This is a genomic window from Variovorax sp. MSC1_012 (assembly GCF_023667525.1).
GTDB classification, from domain to species: Bacteria; Pseudomonadota; Gammaproteobacteria; order Burkholderiales; family Burkholderiaceae_C; genus Variovorax; species Variovorax beijingensis_B.
Genome location: NZ_JAMOZJ020000002.1, coordinates 202,267 through 222,539, shown reverse-complemented (window position 1 = coordinate 222,539; position 20,273 = coordinate 202,267). Strand labels below are relative to the sequence as shown.

Sequence of the window (20,273 nt, the reverse complement as noted above, 5' to 3'; positions counted from 1 at the left end):
TTCCTTGTCTCAGCGAAAACGATCATGACTCCCAATTCCCTGGCCATTCGCAGTGCTCCGCACCGGTTCTCCCTGGCGTTCCCGCAGGCCTGGCGCCTGCTCGACGCCATCGAGATGCCCGCACCCGAAGTGCGCGCTCCGGCAAGGCCGGCCGCTGCGCCTGCCTGCGACCTGCAGGCCCATCTGGTGGCGCACTATGCCCAGCTGCACCGGCGCCTCGGCCGGCAGCTCGGATGCAGGGATCTCGCGAGCGAGTGCCTGCACGAGGCATGGCTTCGGCTGGGCGAGCGCCAGCCGCGCGAGGCACCGGCCAACGCCGACGCCTACGTCTACCGGGTGGCCTTCAATCTCGCGATGGACAGCATCCGCTCGCGCGAGCGCTGGCTGGGGTCGGCCGAGGAGGGCGCGGACTTCGACGCCATCGCCGACCTGCAACCCGGCCCGGAGCTCATCGCCCAGGCGCGCTCGGAGGTGGCTGCGGTGGACCGCGCCATGCAGCGCCTGCCGCGCCGCCACCAGTCGATGCTGCTTGCGCTGCGCTGGCACGAGATGTCGCGCCAGGAAGTCGCCCGGCGCCACGGCATCTCGGTGCGCAAGGTCGACACCGCGCTTCGGCAGGCCCTTGGCGAACTGCGCTGAAGCCGTGGCGTGCACGGTGGGCACGGCGCAGCCTGCATGCGTGCCGGCGTCACGCGTCCCGCCGCACGCCGATTCAGGAAGTGGAGGAAGTCGATGATGAAGTGGATGTCGCCGCTGCGGGTCACCATGCAGGAGCTCGATGCCAGGCTCTCGAAGATCGTCGAGCGCGCGCGCGAAGGGCCGGTGGCCGTCAACCGGTACGGCTCGCCGTGGGTGTGGATCGTCAGCCACCAGGCCTGGGTCCAGGCCGACAACCTGCGCGCGCTGGTGCCGCCGGGCCACCCGCTCGTGGCGCTGCGCGAGCAAGTGGAGGATGCGCTGCAGCACGAGCGCGCGCTGCTGGCGGACCTGGGGAGCCGGCACGGCAGCACGATCGACGCCGCGACGCTCTTCAAGTGCCTGATGCTGCAGATCATCTATTCGCTCGAAGACGCACAGAAGGTGCACGAGAGCCTGGCCTACAACATGTTGTTCCGCTGGTTCGTGGGCTTCGAGAAGTTTGCCGACGAGCTGCCCGGACGTGCCGAGTTCACGCGCGAGCTGCAGGCCGTGGGGGCCGATCCGCGCGCCGTGCGGGTGGTCACGCGCTGTCTCTCCAGCACCTTCCTGCAGGAGTCGGGCGACAGCGACTTCCGGGTCAACCGCGGGCTGCTGCACGCGCTGTCGCACTGGGCCTCCGCGCCCGACGCTCGCGCGCACGAAGCGGCACGCTAGAGGGGACAGCAGGATGCGGATCCGCCGGCGCGGACCCTGCGCACTAGCGAGGGGCTTCGGCGGGCGCCACCCTGACGATGCCCGGCGCCTTCGGCTGCGCAATGGCCGGTGCGGCGATGCGCTGGGTCGTTCCGGCTTTCTCGATCACCACCGCGTCGGCCTCGATGGCCGCCAGCGTGACCGACCGGCCCAGCGCGTCGCCGACCTGGTAGGGCCTGGGCGCCGCATCGTTGACGGCCAGCACGGCCACGCCTTCCAGTCCCGTGCCCTTGATCAACCCCTTGACGGCAATGTTCGCCCGCAGCTCGCCGGGGCCGAACCACGCGGCCAGCGCACTGGCCGTGGGGTCGGCCGCCGCCGCCGGCGCGGATGCGGCCGGAACCTGCGGCGCGGGGCGGGACAGCAGGTGGGCCCACGTCGCCACGCCCGCAACGGCCAGCAGCAGGCCGGTGGCGTGGACCAGGGTTCTGGCGGACAGCTTCACAGGATCGGTCATCGGTGTTCCCCATGCGGTGGCCGCTGCTGCGGCATTCGGGTTCCATGTCTATCACGGTGGCATTGGCGCTTCGTGTCAGGCGCTGTTTTCATTCCAGCATCACGGAGCGTTCCTAGCATCGGCGCAAGATGAAGATGCGCGTACCACTGCAAACCCGGGGTGATGCAGCCGATGAAGCCGGCTTCTCGCTGATCGAATTGATGATCGTGCTGGTCATCATCGGCATCGGGACCGCCGCGATCAGCCTGGGCATGGCGCCCGATCCCGCGCAGGAGCTGCGCCGCGAGGCGCATGACCTGGTGCGACGCCTTGCCGTCGCGCAGAACGAGGTGCGCGTCGACGGACGCGTCATCGCATGGCAGGCGGATGGCACCGGCTATCGGTTCGCGCGCGGGAGCTGGCACGACGTGCCCGGCAGCGCCATACCGGCGGTATCGACGCTGGGTGCGCTCGACACATTTGCCGCCGATGACGAACTGCGTCCGCGGCAATGGCGTGTGGCGCCGGTCGACGTGGCGCCTGCCGGGCCGATCCTGCTGACCTCCGAGCCGATGGGCACGGCCTGGCAACTGGCGTTGCGCCATGCCGGCGCCACCGTGACGATCCGGCGGGACGCTGCGGGCGGCTACGAAGTCCGGTAGGCCATGCGCTTCCTGCCGCCATCGTCCCGCACCGGAGGTTTCACGCTGATCGAGGTGCTGATGGCGCTGGCCATCGTCAGCATTGCGTTGGCGGCCATCGTGCGCGCCTCGAGCCTGACCATCACCAACCTCGGGCTGCTGGAGCCGCAGTCGCTCGCCATGCTCTCTGCGGAGAACCGGCTGGCCGAGCTGCGCATCGGCCAGGGCCCTTCCGTGCCGGGCGTCGTCCGCAGCGACTGCCCGCAGGGCGGCGTGAGGCTGGTCTGCCGGCTCGAGACCAGCGCCGCCGCCATCGACGGCTTGCGCACGGTGACGGTGGAGGTGTATCTCGCGGAAGACGGCGGCAGGCGGCTGGCCTCGCTGCAAACGCGCGCAGGCGAGGCCCGCTAGATGCGCACGCGGCAGGCCCAGGCGGGCTTCACGCTGGTCGAGGTGATGATTGCCATCACCATCATGGCCGTGCTGAGCGTGATGGCGTGGCGCGGTCTCGACAGCGTGAGCCGCGCCAACGCCATGCTGGAGCAGCGGACCGAAGACATGGCCCGGCTGCTGCGCGCGCTCGATCAGCTGGAACGCGACCTGGCCCTGCGCGCCACCACCGAATTGCCGTCGAGCGCCACCGATGCGCCGCAGGCCGCCGCGGCGAACACGGCGCCAGTGGCCGCCGCCGAACTGCTGCCTGCGTCGTTGCAGGTGCGTCGGCAGGCAGGATTGCCGTTCTTCATCGAGATCGTCCGCGCGGCGCCCGCCGCACCGGGACGCTGGCAGCGCGTGCAATGGTGGCAGCGCGGCGCCGTGCTGTACCGGGCGGCCGGTCCGGCGGCTGCGTCCTTTCCCTTGCCGGCGCCGGATGCCGCCGTGCGCGTCGCGGTGCTGGACGATGTCGCCATGTCCCGTGTGCGGGCATGGGAGCCTGGCCAGGGATGGCGCAACCTGCCAGGGACTGCACCTGCGCGGTCGCCCGCGACGGGGCTGGAGCTGGTGTTCGATATCCGCGCGGCGGGGGACGGCGACGTCCGGACTTTCCGCCGCGTTGTTCCGCTCGAGTGAAGCAGCCGCAGCCTGCAGTGCTCAGGGCCGGTTCATCAGCGGCGAAGACGGCACTGCCGGCGGCGGGCGCTGCGGATGGACCGAGGTGCCGAAGGTATTGCCCATGCGGTGTCCGGTCGCGGCGCGGTTGAACAGGCCGAGCTGGTTCGATGGCCGCTGCGTGATGGCTTCCGACGCCATGCCCGGCGGTGCGTCGCCGGCGCCGCGCGGCGGAGCCGCGGGACTCAGCTTCTGCGTGAGGCAGGCATAGGAAGGCGCGCGTTCGCCGTTGACCATCACTTCGACGCAACTGTCCGCGCCGGCATCGCCTGCCTGTGATGCAGCCTGTGCCGCCGCGTTGCCGCAAAGGCCGCACGCCGCGAGGGCCGCGACGCCATACAAGAAAACCATGCGCATCTGCTCGCCTCCATCGCCGGGAATGCGGCAGTCTAGGCCGCATGCAAGTCAGGGGAAAGACGGCGTGCGCCGCATGCAAACCAAACGTCACAGCTTGGTCACGCGCGCCGGATAGTCTCGCCCGCACGCTCACCCAGGCCGCAAGGCGGACGGCCGAACCTCCCAAGACTTCCTCGCAGTTGATTTCCGCCAAATGACACGTACTTCCGCACCGGGCGGTGCCCTGACACTGTCCTGGTGCCTGGTCATGGCGCTGATGATGGGCGCGCGGCTCGCCGCCGCGCAAGCCGCTGCGGACGGCGCCGCGACGCGTTTCGACCTGCCGGCGCAGCCGCTGGAAATTTCCCTTTCCGTCTTCGGCCGCATCACGGGGCATTCGGTGCTCGTGGCCAGCAGCCTCACGGCCGGACGCGAGGCTGCCGCGGTCCACGGCGACTTCACGCCGCGCGAGGCACTGCAGCGCATGCTCGCCGGCACCGGCCTGGCGGCCCGCTACACCGGTACCGACGCGTTCACGCTGGTGCCCGTTCCGGCCGCGCCATCCGCAGAGAGCCGCTCCGGCGGCCACGCGCCGAGGAACGAAGGCGCGGCAGCGGAAGCCGCCCGCACCCAGGCCGGTTTTGCGGCCGTGCTGCAGGCATCGGTCACGCGCGTGCTGTGCGTCGCGCAGCCCGATGCCTTCGGCCACTATCGCCTTGGCATCCAGCTATGGATCGACCCCGCGGGCCAGGTGGGCGAGGCGCGCGTGCTCGAAGGCAGCGGACTCCCGCAGCGGGATGCCGCCGTGCTCGCCAGCCTGCGCGCGCTGGCCCTGGATGCGCCGCCGCCGCCGGGGATGGCGCAGCCCGTCACCATCCTGCTGACGCCGCGCGCCGACCCGGCGCGCGACTGCCGTCCCTATCGCGCCGTGCGCGCAGGCTGAAGGCCGGGCAGCGAGACATGCCCGATTCGGTCAAGGCCACCCTGCGCGCGCTGTTCCTCGCGCGCTATTCGCAGTTCAGGAAGCACCTGCAGATCCGGCTCGGCTCGGAAGACCTGGCCAACGATGCGCTGCAGGAGGCCTACCTGCGCGTGGAGAGCACCAACGTGCGCAGTGCCGTGCGCTATCCCTCGGCCTATCTGTTCCGCATTGCGCTCAACGTGGCGGAAGACCAGCGCAAGAGCAATTCGCGGCTGCTGAGCGTGGGCGAGGTCGAGGCGCTCTACGACATGGCCGACGAGATGGCCGACCCGGCGCGCGGCGCCGAGGCCCGCAACGAGCTGGAGGCGCTGGAGCGTGCGCTGGCCGAGCTGCCGCGCCGCCGCCGCGCCATCGTGCTGGCCGCGCGCGTGGACGAGATGCCGCACAAGGACATTGCCGCACGCTACGGCGTGTCGGCGCGCACGGTCGAGAAGGAATTGCGCGCCGGCCTGGAGCATTGCTGCGAGCGGCTGGGAAGAGATTTCGTCCAGCGCTTCGGTCCCGGCGCCGGAAAACAGTCTAAGCGTGATGGCAGCTGAACAACCCGAAAAATCCGCCGAGGCCGAGGCCGAAGCCATGGGCACCCTGCAGCGCGAAGCGCAGGCCTGGGTCGTGCGGCTGGGCTCGCACCAGGCGACGCAAGAGGACGCACAGGCCTTTCGCCTCTGGTGCGCGCAGAGCCGCGCGCATGCGGCCGCCTTCACGCAGGCCCGCGAAGTCTGGAAGGCGATGGCGCCGGCCGCGCTGCGCGTGCGCCGGAAGGAACAGCGCGGCGCGGACGGGCGCATGCCTGTCGCCGGCCGCCGCGCACTGCTGGGCGGGGCGGTGGCGGCGTCGGTCGCCTACCTTGCGGTATCGCCGCCGCTCGGGCTGTGGGCTTCGGTCACGGAATGGGGCGCCGACTATCGCACCGGCACCGGCGAGCAGCGCGAGGTGGCCATGGCCGATGGCGCGGTGCTGCAGATGAACACGCAGACGCGCGTCAACCTGCAGCCCGGAACCGGCGGCGGCGAAGGCATCGAGCTGCTGGCCGGCGAGGCCGAGGTGCTGACCGCCGCCTCGGCCGTGGGGCGCGTCACGGTGTCGGCCGCTGGTGGCACGGTGACGGCGGTGCGGGCACGCTTCAACATCCGCAACCTGGACGGCGAGGTGTGCGTCACCTGCCTGTCGGGCCAGGTCGAGGTGGCTCGCGGCGAACGGCAGGTGCGGCTCGACGAAGGCCGGCAGCTGCGCTACGGCGCCGCGGGGCTGGCGGCGGCAGTGCCGGTCGACACCGGGCCTGTCAGCGCATGGCGGCGCCGGCAGCTGGTGTTCAACCAGGTGCCGCTTGCCGACGTGGTGGCCGAAGTCAACCGCTACCGGCATGGCCGGCTCGTGCTCACCAGCGAGGCCCTGGGCCGCAGCAGGGTGCAGGCGAGTTTCTCGATCGACCGGCTCGACGATGTGGCCTTCCTGGTGCGCGACGTGTATGGCGCCGAGCTCACGCAGCTGCCGGGCGGCATCGTGCTGCTGGGCCTTGCGAGGGCATGAAGCCGGCACTGCCTGTGTGAAGATTTCGTGACATGGTGCAGTCGCGGTGGAGCTTCGCTGTCATAGCTCGGTAGACCACGGGCCGTCCGACTTCCGGGCGGGCTTCGTGGCAGCGATCGAGCAATGAAGAAACACGAACCCATGGAAGTCCGCATGCAACGCAGCAGCACGGTGTCCCGGCGCCACACGAATCCATCCTTCTCCTTTCCGGAGGTCCGGCTCACACCGCTGGTCCATGCCATCGCGCTGCTGCTGGCCGCCGGCGCCACGGCCACCGGCGCGCATGCGCAGCAAGCCTTCAGCGGCGCATGGATGGCGCAGAAGAACATGGCGCAGAACGCCGCCATCGCCACCGGCCGGCTGCCCAACGGCATGCCGGCATCGATGCTTACCAGCCCGCAGGCCCAGCAGCAGCGCGCGAACGAGCAGCTGCAGCGCTCCATCGGCAACCTCAACCTTGCCGCACGCGGCATCGCGGCGCAGCAGGCCGCGCAGGAGGCCGCACGGCGCGCGGCACTCGCCGGTGGGCAGAGCGTGCCCGACGGCCTTGCCGAAGGCGGCCTGCGGGTCGACACCGCGAGCCTCACGGCGGGCTGGGCGAACGCGAATGCACCGGTGCAGACGACACAGCCCGGCGGCCGCACGCAGGTCACCGTCACGCAGACCGGCGAGCGCGCCATCCTGAACTGGGAAAGCTTCAACGTGGGGCGCAACACCACGCTCCGGTTCGAGCAGCAGCCGAGCTGGGCGGTGCTCAACCGCGTCAACGACCCGAAGGCGCGTCCGTCGCAGATCCAGGGGCAGATCGAGGCCGATGGCACGGTGATGGTCGTCAACCGCAACGGCATCGTGTTCAGCGGCAGCAGCCAGGTGAACACACGCAACCTGCTGGCCTCGGCTGTGGGCATGACGGATGCGCAGTTCAATCGCGGCATCTACAGCCAGGCGCTGGGCACGGGCCACGTGCCCACGCTGGCCAACGACCTGATGGCGACGCCCACGAGCTCGACGAACGGCAACGCCACCGCCGACGTGATCGTCGAGGCGGGCGCGCGCATCGAGACGCGCAAGCCGCAATCCGTGACCGAGGGCGGCGGCTATGTGCTGCTGGCCGGACGCGAGGCGCACAACCGCGGCACCATCGTCACGCCAGGCGGGCAGACCACGCTGGCGGCCGGCGACAGCTTCGTGATCCGCAAGGGGCTGGGCACCGATGGCAACCAGCAGTCGAGCACGCGCGGCAATGAAGTGGTGGTGGCGCGCAACGAGGGCAGCAGTGCAGGCCGGGTCTCGAACACGGGCCTCATCCAGGCGCTGACCGGCGACATCACCCTGACCGGCCACACGGTCGAGCAAGCGGGCGTGCTGGTTTCGAGCACCAGCGTCAACACGCGCGGCACGCTGCACCTGAGCGCGGCCGGCGATGCGGATGCGCGCGTCACGCTGGCGCCCGGCAGCGTCAGCGCCGTGCTGCTCGACGACAGCAACGCCACCGCACTCGACGTGCAGCGCGACACGCTCGTGAAGGAATCGGCCCTTCTTTCGGACGGCGCCTACAACCGGCGCGACCAGTCGCTGGTGCAGATCGCCTCCAGCGGCCACGTGGCGTTCGAGTCCGACTCGATGACGCTGGCCACCGGCGGGCAGGTCAACGTGAATGCGGCGCGCCGCATCCAGCTGGCCGAGCGCGCGGCCATCGACGTCGCGGGCGCGGTGGGCGTGAGCGTGGCGATGGCGTCGAACAACGTCGAGGTCAACGTCCAGGGCAACGAGCAGCGCGATGCGCCGGGCAACCGCGACAGCAGGAACCTCAACAACGCCAATCTCTGGATCGACCGCCGCTACCTGGTGCGCGTGCCCGCCGGCACCAACGGCTATGCCACCGACCGCTGGTACACCGGCGGCGGGCTGCTCGAGGTCAGCGGCTACCTGAACACCGGCGGCCACGGCATCGGCGAATGGGCGGCCTCTGGCGGCACCGTGGCCTTCGGCGGCGGCGAACTCGTGACGCGCGCCGGTTCGACCATCAACGTCTCGGGCGGCTCGCTCGACGTGCAGACCGGCATGCTCAGGCAGAGCTGGCTCAAGGGCAAGGACGGCCGCCTCTACAACCTGTCGAGCGCGCCCGGCGACATGCTCTACGACGGCGTCTACCGCGGCTTTGAGAACCCGCACGAGCGCTGGGGCAAGAACACCACCGAGTTCTTCTACAACCCGCTGATCGCCCCGCGCGAGCGGCTCGAGAACGGCTACACCGTGGGCCGCGACGCGGGCCGCGTGATCGTCGGCACCAGGTCGGCGGTGCTCGAAGGCCACATCGAGGCCACGGTGTTCCAGGGCGAGCGCCAGCGCAATGCGCCCGATGTGGGACTCGACGGCTACCGCCAGTCGCAGGACGCGGCACCGCGCGCGGGCCAGCTGGTCATCGGCCGGCTGCAACCGGCGGCCGATGCCGCCACCGGCGCGCTGCGCGACAGCCCGCAGGCGATGGCCGAGCGCATCGACATCGGCGCGGTACAGCGCATCGCGCAAGACCTGCAGCTCGACGACGCGCTGCCCTCCGAGCTCGACGGCAAGATCGGCATCGACGCGGGCTGGCTCGGCGGCCTGCGCCTGGGCGGTTTCAGGGCCTATGCCGAAGGCGGCATCCGCGTCGACGCCGACGTGGCGGTGGCGCCCGGCGGCAGCATCGCGCTGCATGCGACGCAGGTCGAGGTGAACGCCGACCTGACCGCGCGCGGCGGGCGCATCGCGCTCGGCAACATGGTCGGCCGTCTGCAGACCGGCAGCACCACGAACTGGCTCGACCAGCCGGTCACCGCGGCGCCGCCCGAGGGCTACACGCCGGGCGTGGACCTGGCCGCCGGCGCGATGCTCGACACGCGCGGCCTGTGGACCAACCTGCGCATCAATCCCTCCGACATCGGCGGCCTGCCGTACATGAACGGCGGCAGCGTCTCGATCGCCAGCACCGGCGACCTGCGGCTGCATGCCGGCTCGGTGATCGACACCTCCTCGGGCGCCGCCCTGATGGCCGGCGCCTCGATGCAAGGCGGGCGCGGCGGCGACATCACGCTGCGCTCGGGCCAGGACGACACCACCGGCCGCGGCGCGGGCGCGCTGCTGCTCGACGGCACGCTGCGCGGCCACGGCGTCAAGGGCGGCGGCACGCTGACGATCGACACCGGCATCGGCGTGGCCATCGGCGGCGGCGTGCTCACGCATGCGGGCCGGCTCACGGCGGGCGAGGCGGTGCCGGTGCACCTCACGCTGGCCGAGGCCTTCACCATCCCCGCGGGCACCGTGTTGCCGCAGGATTTCAGCTACATCGCCAACACCGTGGCGCCGGGCGAGGCGCTGAAGGTGCCGCCGATGTTCACCGCCACGCGCAGCTACACGTTGCCCGTCGACTGGGTGGTGCCGGCCGCGACCGTGGCCTGGGAATACGTCTACGTCTACGCGAGGAACGGCACCTTCTACCCGAGCGGCAGCACCGTGCCTGCGGGCACCGAGCTGGTCAACATCAACGGCACGATGGCGCCGGGCTATGTGGTGCCCGCCGATGCGTTCCCGCACGGCATGCCGGTGCCCGACTACACCGCCACCGTCGCCGCGGGCACGCCGTTCGCGCGCGACGTGGTGCTCGGCGAGGGCGCACTGCTGATGGCCGGCAACCGGCTGCCGACCGACGTGGCGGTCAAGCCGCTGCTGGTGCTCGACGACGGCCTGTTCCGCAGCGGCTTCTCGCGCTACGCGGTGAGCGCACAGCAGGGCGTGCAGGTGGCCGCCGGCGCACGCGTCGACGTGGCCATGCCCGTGCTACGTGCCGACCCCGCGGCGGCCCTGGCCGCCACCACCGGCGCCGATCCATCGGCCGTGCTGCAGCCGTGGCTGCCGCCGCTGTGGCAGGAAGACCCACTCGCCGGCGTGCTCACGCAGCGCGCGGGCGCCGACCTGGCGCTCGGCGCGGGTTCGGTCTACAGCCAGGCCCCACTCGTGGTGGGCCGCGGCGCCACGATCTCGGTCGACCCGGGCCGCTCGCTCACGCTCACGGGCAACGGGCAGATCACCATCGACGGCACGCTCAACGCCTGGGGCGGACGCATCGGCGTGCTGCCGGGCGCCTTCGGCACCGGCAACGACGCCAACCGGCCATCCGGCGCAGCCAATGCCACGTCGATCTGGATCGGCGACGAGGCCGTGCTCGACGCCGCGGGCCGCGCCACCACCGCCGTCGATGCGCGCGGGCGCAGCTACGGCCATGTGAGCGAAGGCGGGCGCATCGAGATCGGCGCGGCCCATGTCGACGCTGCACGCGAGGTCGACGCGGCCGACGCCTTCGTGGTGCTGCGGCCCGGCGCGCGGCTCGATGCCTCGGGCGCTGCCGCACGGCTCGACGTGCCGGGCCACGGCACGCGGGAGGTGGCGACCGACGGCGGCGTGATCGCGCTGAGCTCGTACCGCGGGCTCTTCCTCGACGGCGACATGCGCGCCGCGGCGGGCGGTGCGGGCGCCGCCGGCGGCACGCTGGCGCTGAACCTCGAAACACCGAACTACGGCCCCGTGGGGCGGCAGGACCTGAAGGGCATCAACGTCGAGGACGCGGTGCGCGTGCCGCGCGAATTGGTGCTGGCGCAGGTGCAGGGCGACAGCGGGCTCTCGGGCGAACTCGCGCCCGGCGAGCGCGAGGCCGCGCTGGCCTACGGCCGCGCGCGCATCGGCGTGGACCGCATTGCCGCGGGCGGCTTCGACAATCTTTCGCTGCTGGCCAACGGCCTCGTGAGCTTCGACGGCAGCGTCGACCTGCGCCTGGGCCAGAGCCTGCACCTCGCGGCCAGTGCCATCGGCCTGGCCGAAGGCAGCGCCATCGATGCGCAGGTGCGCCTGGCCGCGCCCTCGATCCGGCTCGCGGGCAGCACCCGCGGCCAGGCCGAGAGCCACCTCATGCCGAACCCCGTGCGCGGCTCGCAGAACAGCGGCGCCGGTGCCGGCGCGCTCGGCGTGCCGCTGGTGGCCGAAGGCTCGGGGCTGGCGCTCGATGCGCAGCTGATCGACATCGTCGGCCAGTTCAACATCGGTGCGCGCGGCAGCATCGTGCAGAACGCGGGCGATCCGCTCGCGGTCGAGCGCCTGGCCTTCGACCGGACCGTGATGCGCACGGGCGGCGACCTGCGCCTGTCGCAGGCGGCGGCGTTCTACACGCCCGGCAGCCTCACGCTCGCGGCCTCGCAGATCTACCCCGCCATGAACGACAGCGGCAGCTTCGTGGTGGGCGAGCGCGGTGCATTCAACGAATACGGCACGCTGCAGCGCGAGTTCGACCCGGCGCGCAGCCTCGACATCGAGCGCATCGATCCCTCGGCCGCGCTGCCCGCGCAACCTTACTCGGTGTTCGGCCGCCTGAGCTTTGCCGCAGCCACCGTGAACCAGGGCGGCGTGGTGCGCGCGCCGCTGGGCGAGATCGTGCTCGGCGCGGTCGCGGCCCCCGTGCTGTCGGGCCGGATCAACCTGCTGCCTGGCAGCGTCACCTCGGTCAGCGCCAACGGCCTCACGATGCCCTACGGCGGCACGCTCGACGGGCTGAGCTACGTGCATGACGGCAAGGACGTGGTGTGGAAGGGCGTGGGCAACGACCCCTCGGTCACGCTGGCCGCGCACGCGGTGAATGTGCAGCAAGGCGCCGTGCTCGATTTGAGCGGCGGCGGCGAGCTCACGGGCGCCGCGTTCCTCGTGGGCCGCGGCGGCTCGACCGACGCGCGCATGAATCCGCTGGTGCAGACCAGCGCGCGCGGCAGCTTCACCTTGCCGGGGCTGGCCACCAACCCGGTGTATGCCATCGTGCCCGGCGCACAGGCCGGCTACGCGCCGCTGGTCAACGAGCACGGCGCGGGCGATCCGGCGCTGGGCCGCCAGATCACCATCGGTGCGGGCGTGCCGGGCTTGCCCGCAGGCACCTACACGCTGCTGCCTTCGACATTCGCCTTGCTGCCCGGCGCCTTCCGCGTCGAGCTCAACGGCCTGGCGCCGAACCTCCCGCCCGCGGGCGTGACGGTGCCCATGCGCAACGGCTCCTACGCGGCTGCCGCGCAGTTCGGCACGGCAGGCACTGCCATCCGCGACACGCTGCCCACCCAAGTGTTCCTGACCCCGGCCGACACGCTGCGCAGCTATTCGCAATACAACGAGACGAGCTACGCCAGCTTCGCGATCGCACAGGCCGAGCGCAACGGCGTGCCGCGGCCGCTGCTGGAGCGCGACGCCAAGATGCTGCGCTTCGACCTGGCCGCGCCCGAACGGCTCGGTGCCATCGGCGAGGCCCCTGCGCTGCATTTCGCCGGCCAGGTGGACTACACGCCGGCTGCCGGCGGCTTCGGCGGCAGCGCGCTGCTGGCGGGCGGCTACCGCGTGGACTACGAGCTGCTGGCCGACGGCGCCGCACCCACGCCAGGCTTCACTGGCGTTTCGGTGCACGCCAGTGCGCTCAATGCGATCGGCGCGCCGCGCCTGGGCATCGGGGGCTTGCCGAACGTGGCCTACACGGACCACACCGGCAGCTCGCAGCGCGCCAACATCGCGCGCTTCCTCACCGGTGCCGGCAGCATCGTGCTGCGCGAAGGCGCGGTGCTGCGTGCCGGCGAGGTCTACCTCGTCACCAACACCAAGGCCGGCGGCATCGTGGTCGAGCAGGGCGCGGGCATCAACACGCTGGGCCGCGGCCGCGCGGCCTGGGACTCGCGTGACGGCTTCGTCTATGCGCCGGGCACGTCCAGCGTGCTGGCGGTGTCCAACGGTTGGCTCGACCTGCTGGCGCCGGAATTCAGCAGCTCCGACGACGGCGCGGGACGCATCGACATCGGCGCCTGCGCCACCGGCTCGCTGTGCCGGGGCATCGCGCAGCTCTATTCCGAAGGCACCATCGCGGCCTCCACCGACCAGAGCTTCGAATTGCGCGACGCGGCACGCTACGGCACGCGCAACCTCGTGCTGTCGGTGGGCGGCATCAACGTCGGCAGCGAGACCGCGCTGGCCGACGCGGCCGCGCGCAACGCGCTGCCGCCGGGCCTCACGCTGAACCAGGGCATCCTCGACCGGCTGCTGCGCGGCGACACCTCGAGCGGCGCGCCCGCGCTCGAGAACCTGGTGCTGACCGCGCGCGACGCCGTCAACTTCCACGACTCGGTCGAGCTTTCGACCATCGACCCGGCGACGGGCCGCTCGTCGCTCGAGCGGCTGGTGCTCGGCGCGCCAGCCATCTACGGCGCGGGCGATGCCGACGCGCTGGCGCGCATCCACACCGGCATCCTGGTGTGGAACGGCGCCACCACCTCGCCGGGCCTGGTAGCCGCGGGCGGTTCGGGCACGGGCAGCGGCCGGCTGCAGATCGATGCCAACCAGATCGAATTCGGCTACGGTCCCGGCAGCCGGCCCGACACCATCCACGGCGTGGACCGGCTGATCCTCGGGTTCGGTGAAGTGGTGTTCAATGCCAGCGAGCGCATCACAGCCAACCACACGGGCTCGCTCTCGGTCTACCAGTCGCAGGGCGCCTGGGACGATGCCTTGAAGGGCTACGCCTTCACCGGCGGCAACCTGCGCATGCAGACACCGCTGCTCACCGGCCAGGCCGGCTCGGTCAACAGGATCAAGGCGGGCGGCGACATCGTGCTCGCGGCACCGGCCGGCGCCGTGGCGCCCGCGCTCTCGGGCCAGGCGCTGGCCGATGCGCTCGGCGCCGAGATCGGCCTTGACGCCGGCGGCAACCTCACGCTGGGCAGCCGCATCGCGCTGCCGAGCGGCAAGCTCACCGCCTCGGCCGGGCGCGACCTGCGGCTGGAGGACGGCGCGCAGCTCGACCTCGCGGGCCGCCGGATCGACTTCTTCGACGTGCCCAAGTACAGCTGGGGCGGCGACGCCATCCTCGAAAGCCGCGCGGGCGACGTGCGGCAGTCGGCCGGCTCGCGCATCGACCTGTCGGCCGAGCAGAACCGCGCGGGCAAGCTCACGGTGCTGGCATTGGGCGAGAGCGCCGGCACGGTCGCATTGCACGGCACCATCGCGGGCGCGAGCAGCGGCGGGTATGACGCGGGCGGCACGCGCGTGCCGTACGCGGCCGGCGGCGCCGACATCCGCGGCCAGCACATCGACGATTTCGCGGGGCTGAACCACCGCCTCACCGACGGCGGCGTCATCGGCAGCCGCAGCTTCCAGCTCAAGCAGGGCGACCTGGCTGTGGGCGACGAACTCCGGGCGCGCGAGATCAGCGTGTCGGTGGACGGCGGCCGGCTCACCGTCAACGGCATGGTGGATGCGAGCGGCGAGCAGGCCGGCAGCATCCGCCTGGCCGCGCGCGACGGCGTCACCATCGGCGGCGCGGCCGTGCTCGACGCGCACAGCCGCGTGATGCGCACCGACAGCTATGGCCAGGTCATCGAGGCGCCCAACCGCGCCATGATCGAGATCGACGCGGGCAGCGGCCGCCTCGTGCTGGAGAGCGGCGCACGCATGGACGTGCGCGCCGGCACCGACGGCACGGCGCAGGCATTGGGCACGGTGGAACTCAGCGCGCAGCGCCTGGGCGGTGCGCGCGGCAACGACATCGCCATCGACGCGGGCGGCCAGCTGCGCATCGACGGCGCGCGCGCCGTCACCGTCAACGGCTTCTGGACCTACAAGGACGCCGAACCCGGCACCGACGCCGCGGCCGATGGCCGTCCCTACCAGGTGGTGAACCAGGCCTACCTCGACGCCAAGCATGCCGACAGCGTGGCCTTCATGGGCAACGTGCGCGGCAACGGCGATCTGATGAACACCCGGCTCGCGGGGTTGCGCGCCTACGGCGACGCCTTCCACCTGCGCCCCGGCGTGGCCATCGTGAGTGCCACGCCCGACGGCGACCTGCACATCGACGGCGACATCGACCTGTCGGGCCACCGCTATGCAAGCGTGAACCCGCACACGCCGCAGACCGGCGTGCACGGCTCCGGCGAAGCGGGCGCGCTGGTGCTGCGCGCGGGCGGCAACCTCAACGTGTACGGCAGCATCACCGACGGCTTCGACACCTCGGCGCTGCAGCCGACGCCGAGCGACCGCGGCTGGGTGCTGATCAAGGGCCGCGTGCCCTGGGGCGGCGACGTGGTGGTGCCGCGCGGCGGGCTGGTCGAATTGGCCGAGGGCACCTTCTTCCAGCCGGGCCGCACGCTCAACTACGCGCTGCCGATGCAGGCCATGAGCCTGCGCGCCGGCACCGTGCTGGCCACGACCGCCACGCTCGCCGAAGACTACGTGCTGCCCGCGGGCACCGTGCTCGGCGGCGCAGTGCGCGACGCGTCGGGCAAGGTGCTGCATGCGGCGGGTACCGTGCTGGCCACGGCCGTGACGCTGCAAAGCGGCATGAAGCTGGACGCTGGCAACCGCCTGCCGGGCGGCGCGCGCGTCGCGGCCATGACCTGGCCGGCCGGCGTGCCGCTGCCGTTCCCGCCCGGCGCCATCAACGACACGCCCAGCCCCGACTACGACGGCGACGGCCTGCCCGACCAGCCGGCCAACGGCGTGATCCTGGCCGGTTCGCTCAAGCTGCCCAAGGGCGCCGTGGTGCCCGCCGAGACCGTGGTGAAGCTGCCGGGCGACGTGGCTTTCGTCAACCTGCGCCCGGCCGATGCCAGCGGCGACCAGGGCCGCAACCTGGCGCTCGCGCCGATGCTGGCCGAAGGCTCGCAGTCGTGGTCGATGCGGCTCGTGGCCGGTGCCGACACCCAGGCCGCGGACACCCGCGCGCTGCGTGCGCGCCATGCCAATGGCCAGCTGCTGCTGGCCGACACGCACTACGGCATGGGCAGCGGCCTCGCGCTGCAGTTGCCGACGCCGGGCGTGCCGGGGCAGTTCTACTGGATGGGCGATTCGCTCAACCAGATCGGCTATGCGCCAGGCACCCTCATCAACGTCGATGAATGGGGCGGCGAAGAGGCGGTACTGGGGTTCAACGACATGGGCCTCGGCAACCTCGTGACCTGGGCGCCCGAAGGCGAGCTGCCCAAGACCGTGCCGCTGCCGGCCACGCAGCAGCTCTTCAGCGTGCTGCGCACCGGCACCGGCGACCTCGACCTGCTCGCGGGCGGCGACTTCACCATGAGCTCGCCCTACGGCGTGTACACCGCGGGCACGCAGGCCAGGGGCGTTGCCGCGGCCTACAACCTGCCGCGCGCCCGGGTCGGCGACACCGTGCTCGGCGCCGACGGCACGGCCTACGAGCCCTTTGTCGACGGCGGCGCGCAAAGCCTCTACCGCGCGTGGTATCCGGAGCACGGCGGCAACGTGCTGGTGCGCGCGCAGGGTGACGTGCGCGGCGACCTGATCGGCCGGCCGGGCCAGCCGCGTTCCGACGCCATCGGTTCCATCCGCCCGATGGGCGCGAGCACCGACGTGGGCAACTGGCTGTGGCGCCAGGGCACCGGCAGCGCGGTGGCCGGCAGCGAGGGCGTGCCCACCGCATGGTGGATCAACTTCGGCAGCTACGTGCCCGGTCCCTCCACCGCCTACGACCTGTTCGGCACCGTGCCTTTCATGACGGGCTTCACCGGCATCGGCACCCTCGGCGGCGGCAACCTCGTGCTCGAGGCCGGCGGCGACGCCGGCATGCTGACCCGGCGCATGGACCTGGCCGGCAACTTCGTGCCGCGCAGCACCGGCCTCAACCTGGTGGTGGGCGGCACCGGCCGCGTCTCGGCCGACGGCCAGCAGCTCGCGCTCACCGGGGGCGGCGACCTGGACGTGCGCATCGGCGGCGGGCTCAATCCGGTGGCCGAATTGCGCGCGTTCCCGAACAGCGCCGAGATCACGCCGCAGACGACCTACCAGGGCGCGCGCCCCGACCTCAACAGCACCTTCGTCAACCTGCGCGGCGCGTTGCGCATGCAGGCCGGCTCGGTCGGCGGCATCGAGCTGCGCTTCGACCGCGCCGACCCCGAGGAATCGCGCGCCTACCAGGTCTACACCGCCACCTCGTCGATCGCGGGCGGCGGGCCCATGCTGGTGCCGGGCGATGCCGCGGTGCAGATCGACGCGCGTGGCGACCTGGTGCTGGGCGGCGTGGCCGATGCCGGTCGCGTGGCGCAGTTCAACAACGGCACGCCCTTCGTGGGCGAAGGCGTGCAGCGCCCGGGCGACGGCTACAGCTGGTTCTCGCTGTGGACCCCGGCCAGCGGCATCGACCTGTTCAGCGCGGGCGGCAACCTGGTGCCGTCGAGCGCCATCGCCGGCTACCGCGATCGCGGCGACGCCCAGCCGACCGACGGACGCTTCGTGATGCCTTCGATGTTCCGCGCGGTCGCGGCCAGCGGCAGTCTCTACTACGGCAACTCGATCACCGGCGCCGTGGACGGCACCAACAAGCCGATCCAGCCGGGCACCGGCGTCATGCTGGCGCCCCCGCCGGCGGGGCCGCAATTCGCCCACGCGGGCGCGGGCCAGCTCGAGCTCATGGCGGGCGATTCGGTCTATGCCGGGGGCTACAGCTTCACGCAGTCGGGTGCCGATCCGGCCGAGCTGCCGAGCCCGTTCAATCCGGGCTTCAGCGGCAGCCTCGAGCAAACCTGGTTCGGCATGCGCAAGCTCAGCAACGTGAGCCCGGATGCGCTCGCGCCGACCGTCTTTCTCAACCCGTTCCGGCCGGGCGAAGGCAGCCAGGTCTATCCGCTGTTCAGCCTCGGGTCGCCGAGCGTGTCGGGCCACAGCGTGCCGGGCCAGCAGCCGGCGCGCTTCTACGCGCTCGAGGGCGACCTGATCGGCGTGCGCACAGGCGCCGTCGTCTACCGCGGCCGCTCCGACGGCGCGGCCGGCGATCTGCCCACGTGGTACGAAGGCGGCGGACCGGTGGCGCTGCGCGCGGGGCGCGACATCGTCAACGCGGGCACCGGCCTGGGCGAGTACGAGGAGGCGCCGGTCGGCGCGCTCGGCTGGACCACGCAGATCAACCGCGCCGATGCCGGCGCGCCGCTGAAGCCGGTCGCGGTCGAACTCGGCAGCGCACGCGGCAACCTGATCGTGCACAACAACCCCGACGACGTCTCCGTGGTGTCTGCGGGGCGCGACGTGCGCTACGGCAGCTTCTACGTGGCGGGCCCCGGCCTGCTCGAAGTGACGGCCGGACGCGACCTGTACCTGGCCGACAAGGGCGAGCTCAAGAGCATCGGCGCGGTCGCAAGGAACGCCGCGCCGGGCGAGCGCAGCGGCGGCGCGGGCATTGCGGTGGCCGCGGGCGTGGGCGCCCGGGGGCTCGACTTCTCGGCCTTTGCGGCGCGCTACCTGGACCCCGCCAACCTGGCCGACGCGGGCCGGCCACTGGCCGACCAGCCCGGCAAGGCCGTGGCGGTGTACAGCGGCCGCCTCACGCTTGCGCAATGGCTGCAGGAACAGTTCGGCTATGGTGGCGACGAGGCCGGTGCGCCGGCCTACCTGGCGGGCAAGCAGGCCGAGATCGACCGCGCACGCGCCGGGGACGCCGCCGGCAGCGGCGCACCCAGCCGCGACCTGCAGCGCGAGTACGGCCAGCGCAGCCAGCTGCACCTGGTCAACTGGCTCGAGGAGCGCTTCGGCGATGGCAAGCGCAACGGCCTGGGCCTGCGCTTCGACGCCGCCTCGATGGACGCACGCGCCTTCTTCGCGGCGCTGCCGGCCGAGCAGCAGCGCGCCTTCCTGCGCCCGGTGTACTACGCCGAACTCAAGGCCGCAGGCCGCGAGTACAACGCCGCGGGCGGACCGCGCGAGGGCAGCTACCTGCGCGGGCGCGAAGCCATCGCCACGCTGTTCCCGGCGCACGACGCCGAGGGCAGGGCGATCGACTACCAGGGCGACCTGACGATGTTCAGCAGCGCGCTCTACTACGAGGACCGCACGAACGCCGTGCCCACGACGCGCCCGAAGCCCGGCGTGAAGTACATCACCGAGGCGGAGTGGATCGCCCTCGGCCGGCCCGCCTACGAGACGCCGCACTACCAGGTGCAGGACGCGGGCATCCATACCAACTTCGGCGGCGACATCCGCGTCATGGTGCCGGGCGGGCGCACGCTGGTGGGCGTGGACGGCGGCTTCGTGCCGGGCGAGGGCTCGGGCGTGCTCACGCAGGGGGCGGGCGACATCGAGATCTTCTCCAACGGCAGCATCCTGCTGGGGCAGAGCCGGGTCTTCACCACCTTCGGCGGCAACATCCTCGCGTGGTCCGCGCAGGGCGACATCAACGCGGGCCGCGGCTCCAAGTCGACCGTGGTCTACACCCCGCAGCGGCGCGTGTACGACGACGTGGGCCTGGTGACGCTGTCGCCGACCACGCCCAACACCGGCGCGGGCATTGCCACGCTGAACCCGGTGCCCGAGGTGCCGCCGGGCGACATCGACCTGATCGCGCCGCTGGGCACCATCGATGCGGGCGAGGCCGGCATCCGCGTCTCGGGCAACGTGAACCTGGCGGCACTGCGCGTGGTGAACGCGGAGAACATCCAGGTGAAGGGCGAGGCCGTGGGCATTCCGGTGGTGGCGGCGGTGAACGTCGGCGCGCTCTCCAATGCCAGCGCGGCGGCGTCGCAGGCCGCCACCGCCGCGCAGGATGCGGTGCAGCGCGAGCGCGCGGCGCAGCGGCAGGCGCTGCCCTCGGTGTTCACGGTGCGCGTGCTGGGCTTCGGGAACGAAGGCGCGGGCGAGGGCGGCAACAGCAGCGCGCCGCCCCCGCGGGACTCGCGCGCCGCCTACGACCCGCAGGGCGTGGTGCAGGTGCTCGGCGCCGGCACGCTGACGGCCGCGCAGATGCAGTCGCTGACCCCGGGCGAACGCGGCGGGCTCGAGCGCTGATGAGCCA

Annotated in this window: 11 protein-coding genes; 9 read left to right on the top strand and 2 right to left on the bottom strand. The window is 72.1% G+C overall.

Annotated features, from left to right (window positions below; all coding sequences use genetic code 11):
* Nucleotides 1-24 precede the first annotated feature (24 nt).
* Nucleotides 25-639, top strand: a complete 615-nt coding sequence (locus L1081_RS26445; RefSeq protein WP_489417602.1) for a sigma-70 family RNA polymerase sigma factor — start codon at nucleotides 25-27, stop codon at nucleotides 637-639.
* Between the two features lie 93 nt (nucleotides 640-732).
* The gene (locus tag L1081_RS26440) at nucleotides 733-1,353 is read left to right on the top strand and encodes a transposase (RefSeq protein WP_489417601.1); all 621 of its coding nucleotides are present in this window, start codon (nucleotides 733-735) and stop codon (nucleotides 1,351-1,353) included.
* A gap of 43 nt (nucleotides 1,354-1,396) precedes the next feature.
* Here the strand turns inward: L1081_RS26440 and L1081_RS26435 are convergent, their stop codons facing one another.
* Complete coding sequence (locus tag L1081_RS26435) at nucleotides 1,397-1,849, bottom strand: type II secretion system protein N (protein ID WP_489417600.1); 453 nt, start codon at nucleotides 1,847-1,849, stop codon at nucleotides 1,397-1,399.
* A 128-nt stretch (nucleotides 1,850-1,977) separates the two neighbouring features.
* On the opposite strand from L1081_RS26435, the gene L1081_RS26430 reads away from it, so the two are divergent.
* Genes L1081_RS26430 through L1081_RS26420 form a run of 3 tightly spaced genes read left to right on the top strand, consistent with a single transcriptional unit; the run spans nucleotide 1,978 to nucleotide 3,540 of the window.
* Nucleotides 1,978-2,490, top strand: a complete 513-nt coding sequence (locus tag L1081_RS26430) for a prepilin-type N-terminal cleavage/methylation domain-containing protein (RefSeq protein WP_489417599.1) — start codon at nucleotides 1,978-1,980, stop codon at nucleotides 2,488-2,490.
* 3 nt (nucleotides 2,491-2,493) lie between these two features.
* The gene (gspI, locus tag L1081_RS26425) at nucleotides 2,494-2,880 is read left to right on the top strand and encodes a type II secretion system minor pseudopilin GspI (RefSeq protein ID WP_489417598.1); all 387 of its coding nucleotides are present in this window, start codon (nucleotides 2,494-2,496) and stop codon (nucleotides 2,878-2,880) included.
* A complete protein-coding gene (locus L1081_RS26420; RefSeq protein WP_489417597.1) occupies nucleotides 2,881-3,540 on the top strand; it encodes a prepilin-type N-terminal cleavage/methylation domain-containing protein in 660 nt (219 codons plus the stop codon). It begins immediately after the preceding gene.
* A 21-nt stretch (nucleotides 3,541-3,561) separates the two neighbouring features.
* Here L1081_RS26420 and L1081_RS26415 read toward each other — a convergent pair whose 3' ends face one another.
* Nucleotides 3,562-3,930 carry a hypothetical protein gene (locus L1081_RS26415; RefSeq protein ID WP_489417596.1) on the bottom strand — a complete coding sequence of 123 codons (369 nt, stop codon included), beginning with the start codon at nucleotides 3,928-3,930 and terminating at the stop codon, nucleotides 3,562-3,564.
* Between the two features lie 199 nt (nucleotides 3,931-4,129).
* Between L1081_RS26415 and L1081_RS26410 the strand changes: the two genes are divergently transcribed.
* From L1081_RS26410 to L1081_RS26395, 4 genes are all read left to right on the top strand, one after another.
* Nucleotides 4,130-4,858, top strand: coding sequence for a TonB family protein (locus tag L1081_RS26410; RefSeq protein WP_489417595.1), 729 nt, complete (start codon nucleotides 4,130-4,132; stop codon nucleotides 4,856-4,858).
* Nucleotides 4,859-4,875: 17 nt separating this feature from the next.
* A complete protein-coding gene (locus L1081_RS26405; protein ID WP_489417594.1) occupies nucleotides 4,876-5,436 on the top strand; it encodes a sigma-70 family RNA polymerase sigma factor in 561 nt (186 codons plus the stop codon).
* A complete protein-coding gene (locus tag L1081_RS26400; RefSeq protein WP_489417593.1) occupies nucleotides 5,426-6,427 on the top strand; it encodes a FecR domain-containing protein in 1,002 nt (333 codons plus the stop codon). The genes L1081_RS26405 and L1081_RS26400 overlap by 11 nt, the downstream gene beginning before the upstream one ends.
* A 153-nt stretch (nucleotides 6,428-6,580) precedes the next feature.
* A complete protein-coding gene (locus tag L1081_RS26395; RefSeq protein WP_489417592.1) occupies nucleotides 6,581-20,266 on the top strand; it encodes a filamentous hemagglutinin family protein in 13,686 nt (4,561 codons plus the stop codon).
* Nucleotides 20,267-20,273 lie beyond the last annotated feature (7 nt).